The organism is Aquimarina sp. 433, from assembly GCF_054054605.1.
Window position 1 is genome coordinate 431,164 of record NZ_JBSWZK010000005.1, and the last position, 18,504, is coordinate 449,667.

Annotated in this window: 22 protein-coding genes; all 22 read left to right on the plus strand. The window is 31.1% G+C overall.

Going from position 1 to position 18,504, the window contains the following annotated elements; genetic code table 11:
- Nucleotides 1–118: 118 nt before the first annotated feature.
- The 22 genes from ACWNT5_RS13205 to ACWNT5_RS13310 all read left to right on the plus strand — a co-directional run bounded on the left by ACWNT5_RS13205 (nt 119) and on the right by ACWNT5_RS13310 (nt 17,698).
- Complete coding sequence (locus ACWNT5_RS13205; RefSeq protein WP_456517586.1) at nt 119–772, plus strand: hypothetical protein; 654 nt, start codon at nt 119–121, stop codon at nt 770–772.
- 134 nt (nt 773–906) lie between these two features.
- Nucleotides 907–1,800, plus strand: coding sequence for an alpha/beta hydrolase (locus ACWNT5_RS13210; RefSeq protein ID WP_456517587.1), 894 nt, complete (start codon nt 907–909; stop codon nt 1,798–1,800).
- A gap of 79 nt (nt 1,801–1,879) precedes the next feature.
- Nucleotides 1,880–3,034: a DUF418 domain-containing protein gene (locus tag ACWNT5_RS13215; protein WP_456517588.1), complete on the plus strand. Its 1,155-nt coding sequence runs from the start codon at nt 1,880–1,882 to the stop codon at nt 3,032–3,034.
- A gap of 181 nt (nt 3,035–3,215) precedes the next feature.
- On the plus strand, nt 3,216–3,689 hold the full coding sequence (locus ACWNT5_RS13220; protein WP_456517589.1) for a hypothetical protein: 474 nt from the start codon (nt 3,216–3,218) through the stop codon (nt 3,687–3,689).
- A 202-nt stretch (nt 3,690–3,891) separates the two neighbouring features.
- Nucleotides 3,892–4,779 carry a hypothetical protein gene (locus ACWNT5_RS13225; RefSeq protein ID WP_456517590.1) on the plus strand — a complete coding sequence of 296 codons (888 nt, stop codon included), beginning with the start codon at nt 3,892–3,894 and terminating at the stop codon, nt 4,777–4,779.
- A gap of 80 nt (nt 4,780–4,859) precedes the next feature.
- The gene (locus ACWNT5_RS13230; protein ID WP_456517591.1) at nt 4,860–5,513 is read left to right on the plus strand and encodes an SH3 domain-containing protein; all 654 of its coding nucleotides are present in this window, start codon (nt 4,860–4,862) and stop codon (nt 5,511–5,513) included.
- Nucleotides 5,514–5,721: 208 nt separating this feature from the next.
- Nucleotides 5,722–6,249: a hypothetical protein gene (locus ACWNT5_RS13235; protein ID WP_299611432.1), complete on the plus strand. Its 528-nt coding sequence runs from the start codon at nt 5,722–5,724 to the stop codon at nt 6,247–6,249.
- Nucleotides 6,250–6,418: 169 nt separating this feature from the next.
- Nucleotides 6,419–6,949 (plus strand): hypothetical protein, encoded by a 531-nt coding sequence (locus ACWNT5_RS13240; RefSeq protein WP_299611429.1) that lies wholly within the window; start codon nt 6,419–6,421, stop codon nt 6,947–6,949.
- A 194-nt stretch (nt 6,950–7,143) separates the two neighbouring features.
- Nucleotides 7,144–7,875, plus strand: coding sequence for a hypothetical protein (locus ACWNT5_RS13245; RefSeq protein ID WP_456517592.1), 732 nt, complete (start codon nt 7,144–7,146; stop codon nt 7,873–7,875).
- Between the two features lie 76 nt (nt 7,876–7,951).
- The gene (locus ACWNT5_RS13250) at nt 7,952–8,329 is read left to right on the plus strand and encodes a hypothetical protein (protein ID WP_299611325.1); all 378 of its coding nucleotides are present in this window, start codon (nt 7,952–7,954) and stop codon (nt 8,327–8,329) included.
- 194 nt (nt 8,330–8,523) lie between these two features.
- A complete protein-coding gene (locus ACWNT5_RS13255) occupies nt 8,524–8,979 on the plus strand; it encodes a hypothetical protein (protein WP_456517593.1) in 456 nt (151 codons plus the stop codon).
- Between the two features lie 188 nt (nt 8,980–9,167).
- A complete protein-coding gene (locus tag ACWNT5_RS13260) occupies nt 9,168–9,938 on the plus strand; it encodes a hypothetical protein (RefSeq protein ID WP_299611322.1) in 771 nt (256 codons plus the stop codon).
- 74 nt (nt 9,939–10,012) lie between these two features.
- A complete protein-coding gene (locus tag ACWNT5_RS13265) occupies nt 10,013–10,612 on the plus strand; it encodes a DUF4738 domain-containing protein (protein WP_299611318.1) in 600 nt (199 codons plus the stop codon).
- A gap of 703 nt (nt 10,613–11,315) precedes the next feature.
- Nucleotides 11,316–11,783 (plus strand): hypothetical protein, encoded by a 468-nt coding sequence (locus tag ACWNT5_RS13270; protein ID WP_299611315.1) that lies wholly within the window; start codon nt 11,316–11,318, stop codon nt 11,781–11,783.
- Nucleotides 11,784–11,980: 197 nt separating this feature from the next.
- Nucleotides 11,981–12,832, plus strand: coding sequence for a hypothetical protein (locus ACWNT5_RS13275; protein ID WP_299611312.1), 852 nt, complete (start codon nt 11,981–11,983; stop codon nt 12,830–12,832).
- Nucleotides 12,833–12,930: 98 nt separating this feature from the next.
- A complete protein-coding gene (locus ACWNT5_RS13280) occupies nt 12,931–13,398 on the plus strand; it encodes a hypothetical protein (RefSeq protein ID WP_456517594.1) in 468 nt (155 codons plus the stop codon).
- 205 nt (nt 13,399–13,603) lie between these two features.
- Nucleotides 13,604–14,362 (plus strand): DUF6882 domain-containing protein, encoded by a 759-nt coding sequence (locus ACWNT5_RS13285; protein WP_456517595.1) that lies wholly within the window; start codon nt 13,604–13,606, stop codon nt 14,360–14,362.
- A gap of 19 nt (nt 14,363–14,381) precedes the next feature.
- The gene (locus ACWNT5_RS13290) at nt 14,382–15,020 is read left to right on the plus strand and encodes a hypothetical protein (RefSeq protein WP_456517596.1); all 639 of its coding nucleotides are present in this window, start codon (nt 14,382–14,384) and stop codon (nt 15,018–15,020) included.
- 170 nt (nt 15,021–15,190) lie between these two features.
- The gene (locus tag ACWNT5_RS13295) at nt 15,191–15,790 is read left to right on the plus strand and encodes an FEKKY domain-containing protein (protein WP_456517597.1); all 600 of its coding nucleotides are present in this window, start codon (nt 15,191–15,193) and stop codon (nt 15,788–15,790) included.
- Between the two features lie 15 nt (nt 15,791–15,805).
- On the plus strand, nt 15,806–16,156 hold the full coding sequence (locus ACWNT5_RS13300) for a hypothetical protein (RefSeq protein WP_299611425.1): 351 nt from the start codon (nt 15,806–15,808) through the stop codon (nt 16,154–16,156).
- 183 nt (nt 16,157–16,339) lie between these two features.
- Nucleotides 16,340–17,158, plus strand: coding sequence for a hypothetical protein (locus ACWNT5_RS13305; protein ID WP_456517598.1), 819 nt, complete (start codon nt 16,340–16,342; stop codon nt 17,156–17,158).
- Nucleotides 17,159–17,254: 96 nt separating this feature from the next.
- Nucleotides 17,255–17,698, plus strand: coding sequence for an RDD family protein (locus tag ACWNT5_RS13310; protein ID WP_299611420.1), 444 nt, complete (start codon nt 17,255–17,257; stop codon nt 17,696–17,698).
- Nucleotides 17,699–18,504: the final 806 nt, after the last annotated feature.

Genomic DNA, 18,504 nt, shown 5'->3' on the forward strand with positions numbered 1-18,504 from the left:
CCTTTTTCCCTGTATCATTCGCCAATCATACAGACCACTCACCCTTTTTCGCTTTTATAAATAACTTCATTTCAATTATTTGCAATTCAAACAACATTGAATTTTAAAATAATTAATTATGGAAATTGCTCACAAACTAAACATATTGGCACACATTATTACAGGAGCTATAGCACTCCTACTCGGAATAATTGCTTTAACCGCTATCAAAGGTGGTAAAACACATAACAAAACTGGAAGATACTTCTTAAAACTTATAGCTATAGTTATCGCAACTAGCCTAATGGGAGTATTTATTTTTGGCAGAAATACTTTTTTACTTGTTATTACCGTACTAAGTGGATATGTTTCATTTTCTGGATATCGGGTATTACTTCTAAAATCCAATATCCCGAAGAAAATAGATATTCTTGCTTCTGTGGTTAGTCTTTTGGTATTAGGGTATTTTCTGTATTATTTTAAATCCATTGGAATGATTTGGTCACCTATAGTCATCTATAGTACAGTTGGAGCTTTACTATTTGTAATCACATATGATTTTCTAAAATATTTAATTCCGATTGGTACTTATAAAAAACATCGAATTTGGATATACGAACATATTTATAAAATGATTAGTGCTTTTTCCGCCTTACTATCCGCTTTTTCCGGAACAGTATTAGAAAAATATCAACCTCATAGTCAATATATCCCATCTGTACTAAGCATGCTTTTGATTATTGCTTTTATGGTATATGTCTACAAAAATGGATTAAAAAAAATCCCAAAATGATAAAAATAACTTGATGCTAGAAGTATCTAAGCAAGTATTCATTTAATTAAAGTATATTGTAAGAGTCTCTTATTTATTTCTCAGAACCTACTTAGAATTACTTGGTACCATAACAACAAAAGCCTATAGACCATATGCTAAAAAAAATCCTGAAAATTGTTCTACTTATAGTTATTGTAGTGGGTGTTATTATGGGTTTTTATGTTCACAATTCTGCTCCGTATGCTATTATCAAACCGCTAAGAATTAATGAAAAGCTAGCTCCATCGGATTTAGGACTGGAAAGCGAAACTTTTGAAATTTCGGCTACTGATGCTATAAAACTAAAAGGATATTTGATAAAAAGTAACCTAGACACCAAAAAAGGAATTATAATCTTTATACACGGAATCGGAAGTTGCAAAGAACATGGATTAGGAGTTGCAAAATTACTTTCGGAACAGGGTATCGAAACCATAGTTTTTGATGGAAGAGCGCATGGAGAAAGTGATGGCGAATTTACAACCTATGGATTTTATGAAAAAAAAGACATTTCTAAAATCGTAGATTGGATCCAAGCAAAAAACCAAAATATCGATATCGGGATATGGGGAAACTCACTTGGTGGTGCGATTGCCATCCAAGCATTAGCATTTGACAACCGAATTAAATTCGGAGTTATCGAAAGTACATTCACGGAAATGGATCAAATCGTATACGATTACTCTAAGAAAATGATGAAAGGAATCATTATCAAACCTATTTCGGATTATGCACTACGAAGAGCGGGAGAAATTGCAGATTTCGATCCCGATCAGGTAAAACCTATCCTTTCTGTTAAAAAAATTCAACAACCAGTACTTATTGCACATGGTGATGCTGATCAAAATATTGACGTTACCTATGGAAAACAATTATACGAAAATCTAAAATCAGAAGATAAAGAACTTATCATTGTGGAAGATGGCGGACATGTAGGTCTTGCCGAGCAAGGCGGAGCAGCATATACTAAGAAATTGATGGCATTTATCAATAAGTATTTGGAATAAAATGAGTCATAAATGCACGATAACAAAGACTAGAATTTGATAAAACACATTACGATATCTAAAAAAGTTAAAAAGAACAATGAGCACTAAAACAAGGATACACATCTTGGATGTATTGCGCGGCTTCGCTATCGTTTCTATCATGCTTTTACATTCTATAGAACATTTTGACATTTATTATTTTCCCGAACACCTGCCTGCTTGGATGAAATCTTTAGATGAAGCCATATGGGAAACCATGTTCTTTTTATTTAGCGGTAAGTCCTACTCTATTTTTGCTTTATTATTTGGAGTCACCTATGCCATTCAGCTTTCTAGACAAAAGGAAAAAGGACAATCTTTCGCAGGAAGATTTGCCTGGCGAATGATATTATTACTTGCCTTTGGAATCCTTAATTCAGCATTTTTCCAAGGAGATGTATTAACTATATATGCAGTATTAGGAGTATTGTTAATTCCATTTTCCAAGTTGAAAGACAGTATCATTTTAGGTATTGCAATAATCCTTTTAGTATTACCATATGAGTGGTCAAATCTAATATATGCCTTACAGCATCCCGATGAAAAAATCAATGATCCTATCTCCTGGAGTTATTTTGGTAAGATGCTAACATACGTTGGAGAACCTTCATTATGGGATACTATAATTGGAAATCTAACGAACGGAAAAATAGGCGTTTTACGTTGGAACTGGGAAAACGGAAGGTTTTTCACTATTCTAGCGCTTTTTCTATTAGGATATCTATTAGGGAAACATCAAAAATTTCATGAAACTGATAAGAACTTAGAATTTTGGACACAAATCCTAAAGATTTCAATAATTGCTTTCATTCCGTTATATCTTTTAAAACGAAACATGGATCATTTTATCGAAAGTGACATAATTCGAAGATCTGCTTTAACTATAGAAACTAGCATTACCAATTTTTCATTCATGCTGGTACTGGTGTCAGGAATTACCTTACTTTTTTATAAAACAAAAGCTCGAAATGTATTGATGTATTTTTCTCGGTTCGGGCGCATGAGCATGTCTAATTATATCATACAATCCATTCTGGGAGGAGCGATATTCTATGGTTGGGGATTGGGTTTATACAAATATACAGGCGCAACCTATGGATTATTAATAGGTTTAGCACTTACAATTGTAACTGGTATATTCTGTAAATGGTGGGCAAAACAATATAAGCAAGGACCATTTGAAACCTTATGGTATAAAGCTACTTGGATTTAAAGCTTGGTTAGAAATATAAATGATAATAAAACAGGCTTACCATATCAATCGATAGAATTTTTAGTAAATTCCGATCACAAAACAAAAAACAACCGTCGAATTAAACGTTTAATATACGTTTGTAAACGGTTACATAATAATAAATATACACACTAGTGCACATACCACTACGTTGTGCATAATGAAAGCACTTCAAAAAAAGTCTAATAAATTGAATAAAATACCGAACCGAATAAAATATCTCATATACGGACTTTGCGGACTGACATTTCTCACTCTGAACTTTGGTTTTGGAGCAAAACTTCAAATCGAGTTGACGGAAAATATTCAACGGTTGACAGATTACTTTTTTGGAATCTCAACAAATACTCTTGATTATTTAGCTTTGTCAACAATTCCACTTTTTGGAATGATTTATAACTCGACCAGAGAAGAATTCAAAATAAATGAATTAATTATGGATATAATAACCGTTTTGGTATTTGTTCTAGTAATATTTGGAATTGGACTTTATATAATGGTTTTTTCAGCAAAAAATTCAAACCCTTTGATTCCAAATTACTTAAAGACTGAACCTTTTGATCTATACTCAACAATATTAATCGGAATAGGAATATTGATGCCATATTTGATTATAAAACTGATAAAAAAATAAAACACTATGCACAACAACATATATGTGATCATAGCAGCAAAGTGATCAATCCAATGGTTGTTGTATATTTATGAAAGCGCAATGCTTGCAGAAAGCAAAAGTTAGCAACCAATACGCAGAAAAATCAAAAAGCAGGGTAACATTTTGCCCTGCTACGACACATATATTAAACGTTATCTATAATTAAAGGAAACTCTTATTTATGAAAAAACTATTCTTTCTGATTTTACTTTTTTTTATATCAAAGCATACTTATTCGCAAATTGAAATAAGTGATTCTGATTTAAATAAACTAATTGAAATCGGTGAATATTATTCCAAGAATGTAATGTTAACTGAAAAGTCTACTGTGGAAGATTTAGAAAAGTTAAGAACCGAAAAACTAAGTAATATAATAGATATACTTCAAACTAAATCAAAACAAAGTATTGAGATTTTAGATAAAAAATACCAGAATAGACCGGATTATGATGATTTGGTAATGTGGTATGTAATTCGCGAAATACATTACAATTTAACGGATAAAGAGAACGAGCCTAAAACTAGTATTGAGGTTGCTAAAGAGTTTATTAGTAAAAAGATTGATGAGAGGTGGCTATTAGACAATTATTATCATCGATTGTATAGTACTGTTGCTATGATTTTTAATAAAACTGACTTGAGCCAACATAATATAGAACTAGATAGTTACGGATTAAAATCTAAAACTGAAAAAGCTATAGTATTCCTAAACCTAATGGATGCTCTAGGTACCAGATTTAGAGTGCTTCAAATGATGAAGAATTACCAAAAACTAATTGAATTTTCATCAAGAATGCCAAAGTTTAATAGTAAAGAATACTTTTATTATACAGATTTCCAATATGAAGATTTTGAATGGATTGGACACAAGAAAACGGAAATGTTTAATGAAAGACATATTGGACTTTTATATGAAATTATTTTAGCTCATATAAATGCTGAATCAAATATTAACGGTAAAAAAGTAACAGTAGAAATTTATCAAAATTCAATAATGACAAAACCCGAGTACTTTAAATATTCAAGCCTCAAATCAGAATTAAAAAAATTATATAAAAAAAGTAAATAACTATAGATAACAAGGTGTAAAAATGCATTAAAACGCATTTTACACAAACCGTTGGCAAACATTGAATAAAATCTAAATAAATGAGGAGTTTCGCTTTAATAATAATCCTTTTTCTTGGTAAATGTGTTTTTGGACAAATAGCTGTTATAAAAGATAAAGATGGTTTTACGAACGTTCGCAAGCTTCCCGACTCCAAATCTGAAATTCTACACAAAATAAAAGACTCTGAAGTATTCAGCTATGAAGAATCTGAAAGTGATTGGATAAAAGTACATATACCTAAAAACAAATATCACCTGAATTGTGATGAACAAGACAATCTAATTGGATATATTCATAAAAGTCGCTTGAATCCTATTGAAAAACTGGAAACATTCAAAGGAACGGAATTTTCATTTAAATATATACTCAAAGAGTTTAACGTTAAGGATAAAATCTCCAATTTTGATGGACAATGGCTAACCAAGATAAACGGACGAAGGATTTATGGAACGGATGGAAACTTGCCAAAAACGGAAATAACTGAAATTGAGGTTAAATTAAACGGAATAGAAATCGATGTCGCGCAAGTTTTTTACGAAGATCTATTTGAATGCGACAACAATATTGTTATTAATAAAAATAATCGTGATTACATTGTCCATCAATGGAATAGTGACGGAGCTGGAGCTTATTTATTAGTTTGGGTTTTCGGAAATAATAAATTGAAACAACGATTAATATTAATTCCATAAAAAAAACGATTTGCCAACAATATATATGTGCCATAGCAGCTAAGTGATCAATCGATTGGTTTGTGTATATTTATAAAGGCGCAATGCTTGCAGAATGAAAAAGTTAGCAATCAATGCGCAGAAAAAGCCAAAAACAAGGTAACATTTTGCCCTGCTACGACACATATATTAAACGTTGTGCAACATTTGAATAAACCACTTAAGATTTATGTTTACGCCACTAATTAGAGTTATTCTAATCATTGCCTGTTTTGTGATGGCAATTCTATTTTATTTAAGAGAAGACTATATCAATACTGGTCTGACGATATTAGCAGCTGGACTTTTCGGATATGGATATTTTAGATACGGAACCGTTTATGCTGCATTTCAACAACTCAAAAAAGAAAACACTAACAAAGCTGAAAAATTGATTTCTAAAGTGAGAAATCCCAATAATTTGTCTAAACAGCAAAAAAGTTACTACCATTTCACAACTGGAATAATTGCATCTGAGAAAAATGAATTCGACGTAGCAAAATCTGAATTGACCAAAGCTCTTGAAATTGGACTTAGAACAAAAAATGACACTTCAATTGTATTGTTGAATTTGGCAAATATTGAATATGAACGGAAGGAATTATCCTCAGCAAAAGAATATTTGAATAAACTAAAGGATTACGAATTAAAACCATTAGTGAAATCCGAAATGGATAAACTGACTGAAAAAATAAACGTTGCACAACATGATATATGATGTCATAGCAGCAAAGTGATCAATCGAATGGTTGTTGTATTTTTGGTAAGGCGCAATGCTTGCAGAAAGTTAAATTTAGCAATCAATGCGCAGTTTTTGTCGAAAATAGGGTAACATTTTGCTCTGCTACTACACATATATTAAACGTTGTGGTTAATTAAAATAGATTATGGGAACAAGTATTGACTGTATAATCCCAAAGGAAAAAGATTATTCGGTTGAGGAAATAAAACATAAACTGAAAACAGTTTTCGAAAGATTAAAACCCGAATATTTGCATTTGGAAAAACACGGGACATTTACTAAAAATGTAGATGGAAATTGGTTGATTAAACACATCCCTTCTGAAAATGGAGAACCCGAGTATATAATGGGAGAAGGTGATAGTTTTAGTATTGATATTTATAAAAAAGTAATTTGTATTGGGAGTATCGAAAGGTTTTCAAGTTTATATTTTGAAGAGAGAAACATCTCAAAAGAACTCTTTAAAATACTGACAGAATTATCAAATGAATTTAGGATGTCTGACAAGATATTAATTGGTGCTGGTGGATTTGGAGAAACTGATCATATAATGGATATGGCATATTATGAAGATGCGGATTTTGATCAAGTTTGTAAAAAAATGACTGAATTGAACGGAATTCCAGCTAATAACCTATCTGAATTGACTGAAAAGTCTTGGTTTCTGAAAAAATAAAACTAACCACAACAACATATATGTGATCATAGCAGCAAAGTGATCAATCCAATGGTTATTGTATATTTATGAAGACGCAATGCTTGCAGAATGGAAAAGTGAGCAATCACTGCGCAAGAAAAATCGAAAAACAGGGTAACATTTGCCCTGCTACAACACATATATAAAACGTTAGCATTAATTACAAAAAAGAAATGAAAAAAATTCTATTCGGAATATTTACTGCAATAATTTGTTCATTATCGTATGGACAATCTTTTGAGGGAAAATTGATTTATAAAGTTGAGTTTGATATTAAACCAAAAGAAATTGGTGATTTTAAGATCTCGAAAGAGCAAATAATTGAAAAAATGAAGAAAGATGGAGAATTCTATGATTCGGTTAGTGTATTTATTAAAGGAGGTAACTATGCAAAAATTGCAAACACTAATTTGGAGCAAAAAGCCATTTATAAATCAAACTTAAATAAAATCTATTCTTTTCAAAAAGACTTTGATTACGTTACTATAACCGATGCGAATAAATATAATTCAATGAATATCGATTTTAAAGAGCGTAAAATTGAAAAAATAGACTCTTCAAAAATTATTAATGGAATATCTTGTAATGGTATAAGGCTTTCTTGGGGAAAACTGGCTGAAGAATATTATTTCTATAACACAGAGACGGCTAAACTTAACCCTCAACTTTTTAAAAAACATAATTTTGAATATTTAAATGAAATTCTTGAATTGAGTAATTCATATCCTCTAGAGATAATAAAAATTTTGAATAATTCTATTACAATAAAAATGACATTAATTGACATTTCTAAAGAGCCAATTGATGATAAGTTATTTAAATTGCCCGAATTTGAAAAAGCGGAAAAAGATTATGCTGAGATGATGTTAGAAATGGGATTTGAAGTTATGAAAATAAAAAACTAATGCTAACAATTTGTATAGTGCATAGCACCCTACGGGATACTACGACACCATACAAGAAACGTTGTAACCTATTCGAATGAATATTAATAAACTTGACATAAATAAACTCATAAAAACTCAAAAAACTAAATCCGAAGTAATAGATTCTCTTAAAAAGTTTGACAGTAAAAAAATGGAAATAGAAAATGACCGAATATTAGTGCTTGGAAAAGCTTTCTATGACTTTAATTGCGAACTAAATATTCCAGATGTAAAACTGACGGTTAAACCTAAAAAAACTCTTCTGATTTTGACGTTAGTTGTTTTAATTTTATGGACAATCACAATCATATATAAAAATGGAGTCTTATTGGGACTTGTTTTGACAGGGTTATTTGTAATTTTTGTAGGAGTTGTTCATAAAAAAATGATAGAATTAAATCTAGAAGAAATATCTGAATTGATAAAAAAGTAAAACAGGTTACAACATGATATATGTGGCATAGCAGCAAAGTGATCAATCGAATGGTTGTTGTATTTTTGGTAAGACGCAATGCTCGCAGAAAGTAAAAGTTAGCAACCAATGCGCAGAAAAATCGAAAAGCAAGGTAACATTTTGCTCTGCTACGACACATATATTAAACGTTGTGCATAATTAGAAAAGAGAGAATGAAAAGAATACTTTTACTGACAATTTTAAGTTTGACAATTCAATACTCTTTCGGACAAGCTTGTGGAATATACAGGATAAAATATGTCGGAACTATAAAATCGGAATCTGCCAAAATTGAAAAAATAAAACTCCCTACAATAGAATTTCTGCACGGACTAGAAGATAAAAGCTTAGAAAAGAAATTTATAGAAATAAATCTAACTTCAAATAAAATTGATACGAAATTAGCTTCGCATTTGACTTCCTATCTTTATGAAAAAGCTGAAAACCTACTCAAATTCTACAAAACGAAAAAAGAAAGTATTCCAATCAATATTACGGTTACACGGAACGGAAAAAAGGAACAAATACAAACCGAATTGACTTGGAGTAATATTCAAATTAGTAAAATAGATGATGAGAAATTTGGAAACCTATTTGAGCTCAATCTGAATGAAATAAATATAAAATAACTATGCACAACACGATATATGTGATCATAGCAGTTAGGTGATGAATCGAAAGGTTATTGTATTTTTGGTAAGGCGCAATGCTTACTGACAGAAAAAGTTAGTAATCAATGCGCAGTTTTTGTCGAAATCAGGGTAACAATTTGCCCTGCTACGACACATATATTGAACGTTAGCCAAAATTAACACAAATGATATTTAAAGGGCATTTTGATTTATTAAAACAACCATTAGACTTCACCAAAACAACCATATACTCTATTGAAGAAGGTAAAGAATTTATTCATAAAGAGTATTACTATTTAAATGGTAAAGTAATAAAGATAATTAACTACCTAAATGGAGTTTTATCTGAATATCAATATTTAAATGACAATGATTTTGAAATCAGATTTTATTTGTTTGAAGAATCGATAACTGAAAAAAAACTAGATTCAATTAAAAAAATTTCTGAATCGAACGGTATAAAACTAAAAGAAAATCTTACCGAAATTAGAGATGGTAAAAAAACAACAGTTTATACTGGCACTTATAAATATTCTGGAGAGTATTTAATAGAAGAAAATTATATCTACCCTGACTCTAAATACATAATCCAACATAATTGGAATAAAGATAAATCTGTATGTGAAGTAATACATATAGATGAACCTGAAAGGGTAAAATATACTTTTGACAAAAATGGTTTTTTAAAAGAATGCTTAAATTTTCAGTATGAAGGTTCTGTTAAAAAAACGGAATATGAATACAAAGACAATATGCTATTCAAACTAATTGAATTTCCCCATTTAACTTACAAAAAAAATTTAATTGGGAAGGGGCTTAAAATTATGGGGAAAGCTCAATTTATGGATGAAATAGAACATTACTATTCCAATGATAAACTTCTTAAAAAGGAGGTTGTCAAAGATTACGAAACCAAAGAAATAGTAAGAGAAACTTATTATAAGTACGAAAAATAACTTTGGCTAACAAAGTGTAAAAATGCATTAAAACGCATTTTACACAAACCGTTGTGTGTAACCCAAAATATTATATGAAAGTAAAAATCATAATTCTTGTGCTAACATTAGGTTTTATCTCCTGCAAATCTGAACGAAAGCCTGAAAATATAAATTCTAACTCAAAAAAGGAATTAAATACCGAAATTGAGGTCGTCCAAAATGAGAAATCTGTTGAAAAAAAACAAAAGATAAATGATACTATTGAACGATTCTTTCCTCTAGAAAAAGAAACTGTCAAAAAAGATACTTTGATTGACAATTTGGACATGCGAATTTCTATCACTCAAAATTCTTTAGACTCATATGTTGTCGATGAATTTGATAGTGATGGAGTAAAAAATATTCATAAGTATCGTGATTTTGAACATCACTTGACGATAAAAAAAGGCACAAAAGTTCTAATCGACACAGTATTTCAGAAAGAAAAATTTGTGGAGAATGCTGGTCAACAGTTAATTGATATTTCCAGGTTTCATGGATATTGGTTTAACAAAATCAAAGACCAACAAATCGAATTATTTGGAGTAATATCAAAACCTGAAGGAGATGATTGGACATTCGCATTTCAACATTTCTTTGACATAAATACTGGTGAATTTGAAATAAAAGAATCAGTCGATGAAGAAATATAAAAAAGGCTACACAAAACATTATATATGAAATCAGAGCAATTTAGCGCTTAAACGAAAGGTCATTTCCTTTTTGCAATGGCGCTAGATTTTTATAAGTTTAATAAGAAATAAAAGTGCGCAGATAGATCAATTAGTTCAGGTATGTTTGCCTTGCTCCAATTCATATATTTAGCGTTATCCGTGCATTTTAGGAATCTGAAAAGTAAAACGAAAGCAACGAACGGTTAACCACCCAATGACCTGATTATGTTTGTGATGGTTAGTGTCTAATCGAGGAAAAAAGCGATAAAAAAACCAAAAATGAGGAGGATTACGGAGTAGTAACGTGCTAAAAAATCGGCTTTTTGGCTGACCAGCTTCTGACTAAAAAAGTTCAGGTTCATTTGGTAAGGTCTGTCTCCTACTCTATGATTGCAAGGTGATCGCGAGAAAGAAAAAATAAATTTAATGGAGTAATTACGCAAGTAATATCACCTTGCTTGGCAGCTTTGCTAAGGTTTGTGACTGGAAAAAAATAAACGCACGATAACAAGATATATGTGCCATAGCAGCAAAGTGATCAATCGATTGGTTATTGTATATTTATGAAGGCGCAATGCTTGCAGAATGGAAAAGTTAGCAACCAATGCGCAAAAAGATCAAAAAACAGGGTAACAATTTGCTCTGCTACGACACATATATTAAACGTTAGCTGTCATTAGAAATGATAAAAATTAATAAATCGAACTACGAATTTTACAAAGAAATTTTCACAATTATTTGGGAATTTGAAGCGAAATATGCAAAAATGGATCCTAATGCGGAGTTTTCTCCTGTAAATGTGTTACGAAATTGGGAAAAGGAAAGTGAATCCCTAGCTAGAAGAGGATTGAGAGAGGGATTAAGAGATTCATTAACTGAACTTAAAGATTTACCGAATGATTTAAAAACGGAACTGAATAACAATTTGACTTCGAAAAAATTTCCTTCATTAAATATTTTGACTTCTCAAATCAAAAATTTACCCAAAAAAGTACTCGAAAAAAAGAAGATTAAAAATCTTGACGAATATTATGTTATCAAAGAGGTTTTAAATGATTTGGAATATGGAATAACGGAATCGCAACGGACTGAATTGAATAAAATATTTGGAGAGTTTGAAAGAAATTGTATAGAAAAAAACGCCAGCTAACAACACCTATGCGATAATGCGGATTAGGGTTTGACCGAAAGGGCTTTGCCTGTTTGGTTTGTCACCAAAGATTTAAATTTAGTATTTTGGAAAAGATAAAAATAAAACACAAACTTTGGCTAAGTGCTGATTCGAAGACTAGCGATTTTCTGCTTCCGCACTATGCATAGCTAAACGTTACCAGCAATTTGAAACAAATGAAACTAAACCACTTAATAATTCTTATTTTTTCAACTTCCTTTTGTTTCGGACAAACCAAAAATTATTGTGAATGGACCGGATGTAATTTATCAGCAGATAATTCTGCACATTTTGACCCTTATTATAACGGACATCTTTGCGAGAACTTTGATCCAAAACAATCTGATTTTAGCCAAGAGTATTTAGAGCTTCAAACAAAAAGAATATCGGAAGTTGCTACTGAAGTAACAGAAGAAATATCTGACTATAATTTTGTTTTAGATTCTTTATTTAATACCTACAACAAACAGCAGAATGGAATTATTGGATTAGATAATAGAAGAATAAGAATTCATATATCAAAAACAGAAGTTGATAAAAAAAATAAATTAACATTCCTGATCTATGGAAAATCAAATGTAAAAGGAAACATTTGTGATTTTAAAGGTAAGTTGAAAATACTCAAGGTTTTTGAAGTAAAAGAGGGTTATGATTTCAATGGTCAAGGAGAACTTTTTGCTAAGTATGAGTTTTTTGAGGACAAAAATCAAAACCACGTAGGCTCTTTTAAAGGCACTTTTGATTGTGCAATTAAAATAAATCATACTACTAAAAGTATTAAGTTAGATGAGAGTTTTGCTATTGCCGATGGCTATTACAACCGAACCTATGTGGGAACTTGGAAGAGCTATAAAAGTGGTAAAGTAAAAAAGTGTATTTGGGGTGATTATCGACTTCCGTTCACATTTGATCTTGATTGTGGAGATGGTGAAATGCATATATGTGAAAAGTATGAAAAAAATGGATGGACAAGCTTCAATGATGGAACTGAATTCAGAACTCTAAATAGATGGTGGAATAAAAAATAAAACAGCTGGTAACAAGGTGTATAAAATCATAGTGGCCAAAAGCCACAGCGATTCATACACACAACGTTGTGTGTCATTAAACTGAACTTGATAAACTAATGGGGAATAAAAAAAAGTGGACGGATAATGCTGACCAGAATGTTATCGAACTTTTGACAAAAATCAGTTCAATAATAATTCCTTTATTTAATAAAAATGGTATAATAGAATTATCTAAACTGGACAGGAAAAGTGATCTAGAATATTTAACCGCATTATTATTGAATTCTAAGTTTATGTCTGCTGAGAATAAAAACGAACGGAATTTCGGTGCGGATGATGTGATTATTCTTAAACTAGAAATAGAAAAGAATAAATTTTTAAAATATTGGGGAAAAATAAACTGGTTATCAAAGCCAAATGACCACGAATGCTATAAATCTTATCAAGATCCATTTTATGGACTATTTAAAATTGATAATGACCAAATAGTTTTTGCTGAGGCAATGTTTGGAGATTATGACAGAAATGACCTGGACGGACAGTATTGGATAGAATCCGACATGAATTGGATGTATGAGTTATAAAAAAACGAACACACAACAACATATATGTGATCATAGCAGCTAAGTGATGAATCGAAAAGTCTGTGTATTTTTACAGTGGCGCAATGCTTGCAAAAAGTAAAAGTTAGCAACCAATGCGCAGAAATATCGAAAAGCAAGGTAACATTTTAGCCTGCTACGACACATATATTAAACGTTGTGGTTAATGTAGAAAAAACAAACAGAATTGATATTTAGATCTCTGAAATACGAAAAATATGCGGACAATATTTGTCAAAAGCTGACTGAATTTCAAAACGAATTCAGAACGGAATTTGACATTGACAATTATGCAAATTGGTTCTATAATCAATCCAGCGAAACGTTGAGATTGTATTCAGATGACAAAGAAATTTATTTCAAATACATACCTGTTGGGACTTTTTCTCAAAAGACAAATACTTGGATGTGGGCTTGGGCAAATGAACACTCTGTTGAACCGAGAAAATTCAAGACCATAAAAGTTAAGGAGTTCGGAGAAAAGAAGAAATATGAAAATCTTACTAATGCTCATTTTGACGGAGATAAATACACAGGTTGGGAATTGACTTCTATTGCGTTTGATATACTTGGTGGAATTGGAACTTATCGAGTAATTTCTGATCATTTAGAAAAATACTTTTTACTCACAGAGCAAATAACAAAAGAAGATGTTGAGAAAATAGAAAGCGAATTAATTGACTGTGGAGTTCACGGAAAATTAAGAAAAGCTTTTATCTGCCAACATCTAAATACCAAAACCAAAACTGGATTTGAAGAAGCTTTTGAAGCTTTTCGTGGAATGGAATTAGGCGAAGAAGATGATTTTCAAGCTTGGTGCTCTGAATGCGAAAAAGAACGAGTGAAAACGGACGGTTGGAATGACGAATCAATGGAATTTGCAAAAATTAAGTTAGTCTGTGAAAAGTGTTATTTTGAAATAAAAGAATTTAATTTAGACGAATAAAAACACTAACCACAACAGTTTGTATAGTTCATTTGCTCCCTTCGGGAAGCAAACGCACCATACAAGAGACGTTATCTCTCATTTGAAAAGAATAATTCATATACTAATAGTGATCATCACCATAATTGTGGTAGGAGCTTCTTTAATTTTAATTTTCGGAGTTTCAATAATGGGAAGTAAAACTGATTCTGAGTACTTTAAATTAAAAAGTGAAATCTATAATCGGACGGAAAACAGAACTATGCACTCATATAAATTAGATACGCTTGCATATGAAATCCCATATAGAGTGGAAATAATTTATACGGATTCAATTGTGAAATATCATTATTATAACTTACCAGATTCAACTAGAATAACTGATGTGAAATTCTTACCAAAAACAAGTCAATTATTCTTTGGTTCATTTGAATTTCAGAAAATAAAAAATGACGTTTATTATAACGGTATTTTTTCAAATAAAGGATTTGACTTGTATGAACTAAAAGAACCTGTAGTTGATGGAAATGGAGCTATGTTATTTAAGGAGAACTACGGTCTTTTAAATATAGACAATACTGCTTGGGGATATCAATATTTGATTCTTCCAAATGAATATTCTGACCAAAATTTGGAACGGGAAATAATTGATCATTTAAAATCAAAAAACGAGCGATAACAAAATATATGATGCCATAGCAGTTAAGTGATGAATCGAATGGTTCGTGTATTTTTGGCAAAGCGCAGTGCTTGCAGAATGAAAAAGTTAGCAACCAATGCGCAAAAAAAACCAAAAGCAGGGTAACATTTTGCCCTGCTACGACACATATATTAAACGTTGTACAACATATGACAAAAATTTTAAACATATTATTCTTTTTTATCACTCTGTCCAGTATTGCTCAATCTGAAAAGGAAAATACTGTAGAGATAAGTGGAATAGTTTACTCCTCTGTTAACAACAAGCCATTATCTGATGTTATTGTTTCTTTTGATTCTAGATCAAGAGGTGCTTCAACAAGTGAAAATGGAGAATTCAAATATGTTTATAATTTGAGGCCCGGAGATAGTATAGAAAGGATTGAAACTATCGCGATGGGTTATAAACCATTGGACACTATAATAAATATAATTAGTGGAAAAAATATTAACCTGAATATTATACTCAAACCTAATCTTGGAATTGACAGACAGCAAGCTCTTGATCATATTAAGGTTGGAAAAATTAATTTATTATTATCTGGAGGGATAGCTCCAATTGTCTATCAGTCTGACGAAAAATTCTCTAAAAAATACAACCTAAATTTTGTAGAATTTGGATGCGAAGCAGTTCCTGAAGAAAGTCTTTATGAATACAACAAAACTGTTTTTGAATATCTTGACAAGAAATACGGAAAAAATTGGCGGAAAGAAATACGGAAAGATGTAGTCGGATTAAAAAATAAGTAGAATACGTTGTAAATTATGAATATTCAAAAACTAGTAATTATAATTGGAGTTTTAACAACTTTAGCTTCTTGCTTTAGAAAACCTAATATGGAAAATATTATTCTCTATGCACATAGAGAAGCTCCTCTCGGACATATACATCTGACAGTATTCAAGGATAGTACTTTTGAATTTGAATTAAGTGGAATTACAACAAGTAAAATATGGAAAGGAAAGGCTGTTATTGAAAAAGATTCCATTAATTTTAATTATTATGACTCAATTCCTATAGTTGGTAAAAGAGCCTATTACAACAATAAATATATTGAGTATTTAGACAGACCTGAAAGAATAGAAATCAAGTTCAATAAATTAAAATCTGAATAAAAAAACGTTGCACAACAACATATATGTGTCATAGCAGCAAAGTGATCAATCGATTGGTTCTTGTATTTTTGGTAAGGTTCACTGATTGCGGAAAATAAAAGTTAACAACCAATGCGTAGAAAAATCAAAAAGCAAGGTAACATTTTGCTCTGCTACGACACATATATAAAACGTTGTACACTATTGACGAAAATGTTTAATCCAACAAGAAGAAATAAAAATATCGGAACAGCCAAACAAGGCTATGGACAAAATAATCGGAATGTAATTTCTAATAGTTGGAATGACCTTCGAATATTTTGGGAGAAACTTGAGGAATATACTGTTGTTAAAAGAAATATATACGGTAAACAATACAAATTTCTTGTAGAAAAAACCCGAAAGAATAGTATCCATCCTTGTACTGTAGATGATATTTCGAAAATTATTGAACTACTCAATCCAAAGGATTTGGAAGGCTTAAATTTAATTGTTTTAAGACAACCTAAAAGACGAGAAGAAACTTTAAAACCTGTTTGGGGAAGACTAAACTATTTTGTAGAAATTGATAAACACGAAGGAGCTGCCATAATGTTGGAATCTTTTGACTTTGACAGAAAAATAAAGTGGTCCAAATCTCTAAAAAACGAAGATAGAAAGGAATTCGAAAGATTATTTAGTGATGGACATAAAATGGTCGAAAGTAAAAGGGATTTCACTATTCATCCAACAATTAATGGATTAAGAAATACGATGCTTTATCGGACATTTATTCACGAAGTTGGACATTATGTTGAGTATTTAGAAAAAGTGGAGAGACCATCAAGAAAAGACTATGAATATGATTTTTGGGCTGACTATGATAAAATACCTTCACAAGAAAAAGAAAACTTTGCTCATTCATATGCGGAAAGAGTTTCTAAAGAATTGACCAAAAAAGGATGGATTCCTTTTGACCGAATATTAAATGAGAAAAAAATGGAATCTGAAAAATTAAATATTTCGGATTTTATAATTAAATAAAAACAGTGTACAATAGTTTGTATAGTTCATTTGCTCCCTTCGGGAAGCAAACGCACCATACAAGAGACGTTACCATACATTATCAAAACTAAATAAATGACTAACTCTACGGATACGAAAACGGAATCTAATGTTGGAAGTAGAATTTTAGCTGGATTTATCGACTATTTAATTATTTACGGATTTTTCTCTGCTTATGTATATACTTACGGAGAACCGGGTTCTGACGGAGGTTATTCTGTGAATGGATTACCCGCTTTGATACCAATATTGTTTTGGGCAATAATGACGATCGGACTTGAACAAATATTCGGAGCTACTATAGGGAATTCAATTGCAGGATTAAAACCGATCTCAATAAATGGAATTTCCAAAAAATTATCATTCGGACAATCTTTATTAAGGCATTTGTTTGATCCAATTGACATGTTCTTTTTTGGGTTAGTTGGAATTCTAACGATAAATAATTCTGAAAAAAATCAACGGGTTGGAGATATTGTTGCGAAAACAATAGTTGTAAAACCTAAAAAGGAAAAATAAAAACGTATGGAAACAACGTGTATAGCTCATTGCGGCTGAATTCCTTAAACGGAATTCATTGCAGATTTGCTACCTTAGTGTTTCATTGGAATCTTCCTTCGGAAAATTCCGCAACAAGCCATACACAGAACGTTATCGCAACATTTTTGGAATCTAAAAAGTAGAACGAAAGCAACGAACGGTTAACCACCCAATGGTCTGAGTATATTTGTGATGGTTAAGGACTAATTCAAGAAAAAGCGATTGAAAAAACCAAAATTTAGGAGGATTACGGAGCAGTAACGTGCTAAAAAATCGCTTTTTTGGCTGATCACAATCGGAATAAAAAAAAGTTCAGGCTAATTTGGTAACACCTGTCTCCTACCCGATGATTGCAAGGTGATCGCGAGAAAAGAAAAATAAAGTTGACGGAGTAATTACGCAAGGTATATCACCTTGCCTGGCATGTTTGCTAAGCTTGGTGACTGAAAAAATAAACGCGCGATAACACGATATATGTGCCATAGCAGCAAAGTGATCAATCCAATGGTTGTTTTATATTTATGAAGGCGCAATGCTTGCAGAAAGTAAAAGTTAGCAATCAATGCGCAGAAAAAATGAAAAGTAGGGTAACATTTTGCTCTGCTACGACACATATATAAAACGTTCTGTGTCATTAAAACGAAAATTATGGGAAGATGCATGGAAGCTTTAAACAAAAAGAAAGAAATTGTGTCTGAAATGGCTCCTAACTTTCTTATTTATTGCTCTAGACATTTACCGAAAAATATCAAAAATGAATTTCCAATACTATTGAATTTGGATCT

What these genes read in the sequence shown, in the direction of transcription:
- ACWNT5_RS13205 (WP_456517586.1), top strand. Translation starts at nt 119, where the DNA reads ATGGAAATTGCTCACAAACTAAACATATTGGCACACATTATTACAGGA.
- ACWNT5_RS13210 (WP_456517587.1), top strand. Translation starts at nt 907, where the DNA reads ATGCTAAAAAAAATCCTGAAAATTGTTCTACTTATAGTTATTGTAGTG.
- ACWNT5_RS13215 (WP_456517588.1), top strand. Translation starts at nt 1,880, where the DNA reads ATGAGCACTAAAACAAGGATACACATCTTGGATGTATTGCGCGGCTTC.
- ACWNT5_RS13220 (WP_456517589.1), top strand. Translation starts at nt 3,216, where the DNA reads ATGAAAGCACTTCAAAAAAAGTCTAATAAATTGAATAAAATACCGAAC.
- ACWNT5_RS13225 (WP_456517590.1), top strand. Translation starts at nt 3,892, where the DNA reads ATGAAAAAACTATTCTTTCTGATTTTACTTTTTTTTATATCAAAGCAT.
- ACWNT5_RS13230 (WP_456517591.1), top strand. Translation starts at nt 4,860, where the DNA reads ATGAGGAGTTTCGCTTTAATAATAATCCTTTTTCTTGGTAAATGTGTT.
- ACWNT5_RS13235 (WP_299611432.1), top strand. Translation starts at nt 5,722, where the DNA reads ATGTTTACGCCACTAATTAGAGTTATTCTAATCATTGCCTGTTTTGTG.
- ACWNT5_RS13240 (WP_299611429.1), top strand. Translation starts at nt 6,419, where the DNA reads ATGGGAACAAGTATTGACTGTATAATCCCAAAGGAAAAAGATTATTCG.
- ACWNT5_RS13245 (WP_456517592.1), top strand. Translation starts at nt 7,144, where the DNA reads ATGAAAAAAATTCTATTCGGAATATTTACTGCAATAATTTGTTCATTA.
- ACWNT5_RS13250 (WP_299611325.1), top strand. Translation starts at nt 7,952, where the DNA reads ATGAATATTAATAAACTTGACATAAATAAACTCATAAAAACTCAAAAA.
- ACWNT5_RS13255 (WP_456517593.1), top strand. Translation starts at nt 8,524, where the DNA reads ATGAAAAGAATACTTTTACTGACAATTTTAAGTTTGACAATTCAATAC.
- ACWNT5_RS13260 (WP_299611322.1), top strand. Translation starts at nt 9,168, where the DNA reads ATGATATTTAAAGGGCATTTTGATTTATTAAAACAACCATTAGACTTC.
- ACWNT5_RS13265 (WP_299611318.1), top strand. Translation starts at nt 10,013, where the DNA reads ATGAAAGTAAAAATCATAATTCTTGTGCTAACATTAGGTTTTATCTCC.
- ACWNT5_RS13270 (WP_299611315.1), top strand. Translation starts at nt 11,316, where the DNA reads ATGATAAAAATTAATAAATCGAACTACGAATTTTACAAAGAAATTTTC.
- ACWNT5_RS13275 (WP_299611312.1), top strand. Translation starts at nt 11,981, where the DNA reads ATGAAACTAAACCACTTAATAATTCTTATTTTTTCAACTTCCTTTTGT.
- ACWNT5_RS13280 (WP_456517594.1), top strand. Translation starts at nt 12,931, where the DNA reads ATGGGGAATAAAAAAAAGTGGACGGATAATGCTGACCAGAATGTTATC.
- ACWNT5_RS13295 (WP_456517597.1), top strand. Translation starts at nt 15,191, where the DNA reads ATGACAAAAATTTTAAACATATTATTCTTTTTTATCACTCTGTCCAGT.
- ACWNT5_RS13300 (WP_299611425.1), top strand. Translation starts at nt 15,806, where the DNA reads ATGAATATTCAAAAACTAGTAATTATAATTGGAGTTTTAACAACTTTA.
- ACWNT5_RS13310 (WP_299611420.1), top strand. Translation starts at nt 17,255, where the DNA reads ATGACTAACTCTACGGATACGAAAACGGAATCTAATGTTGGAAGTAGA.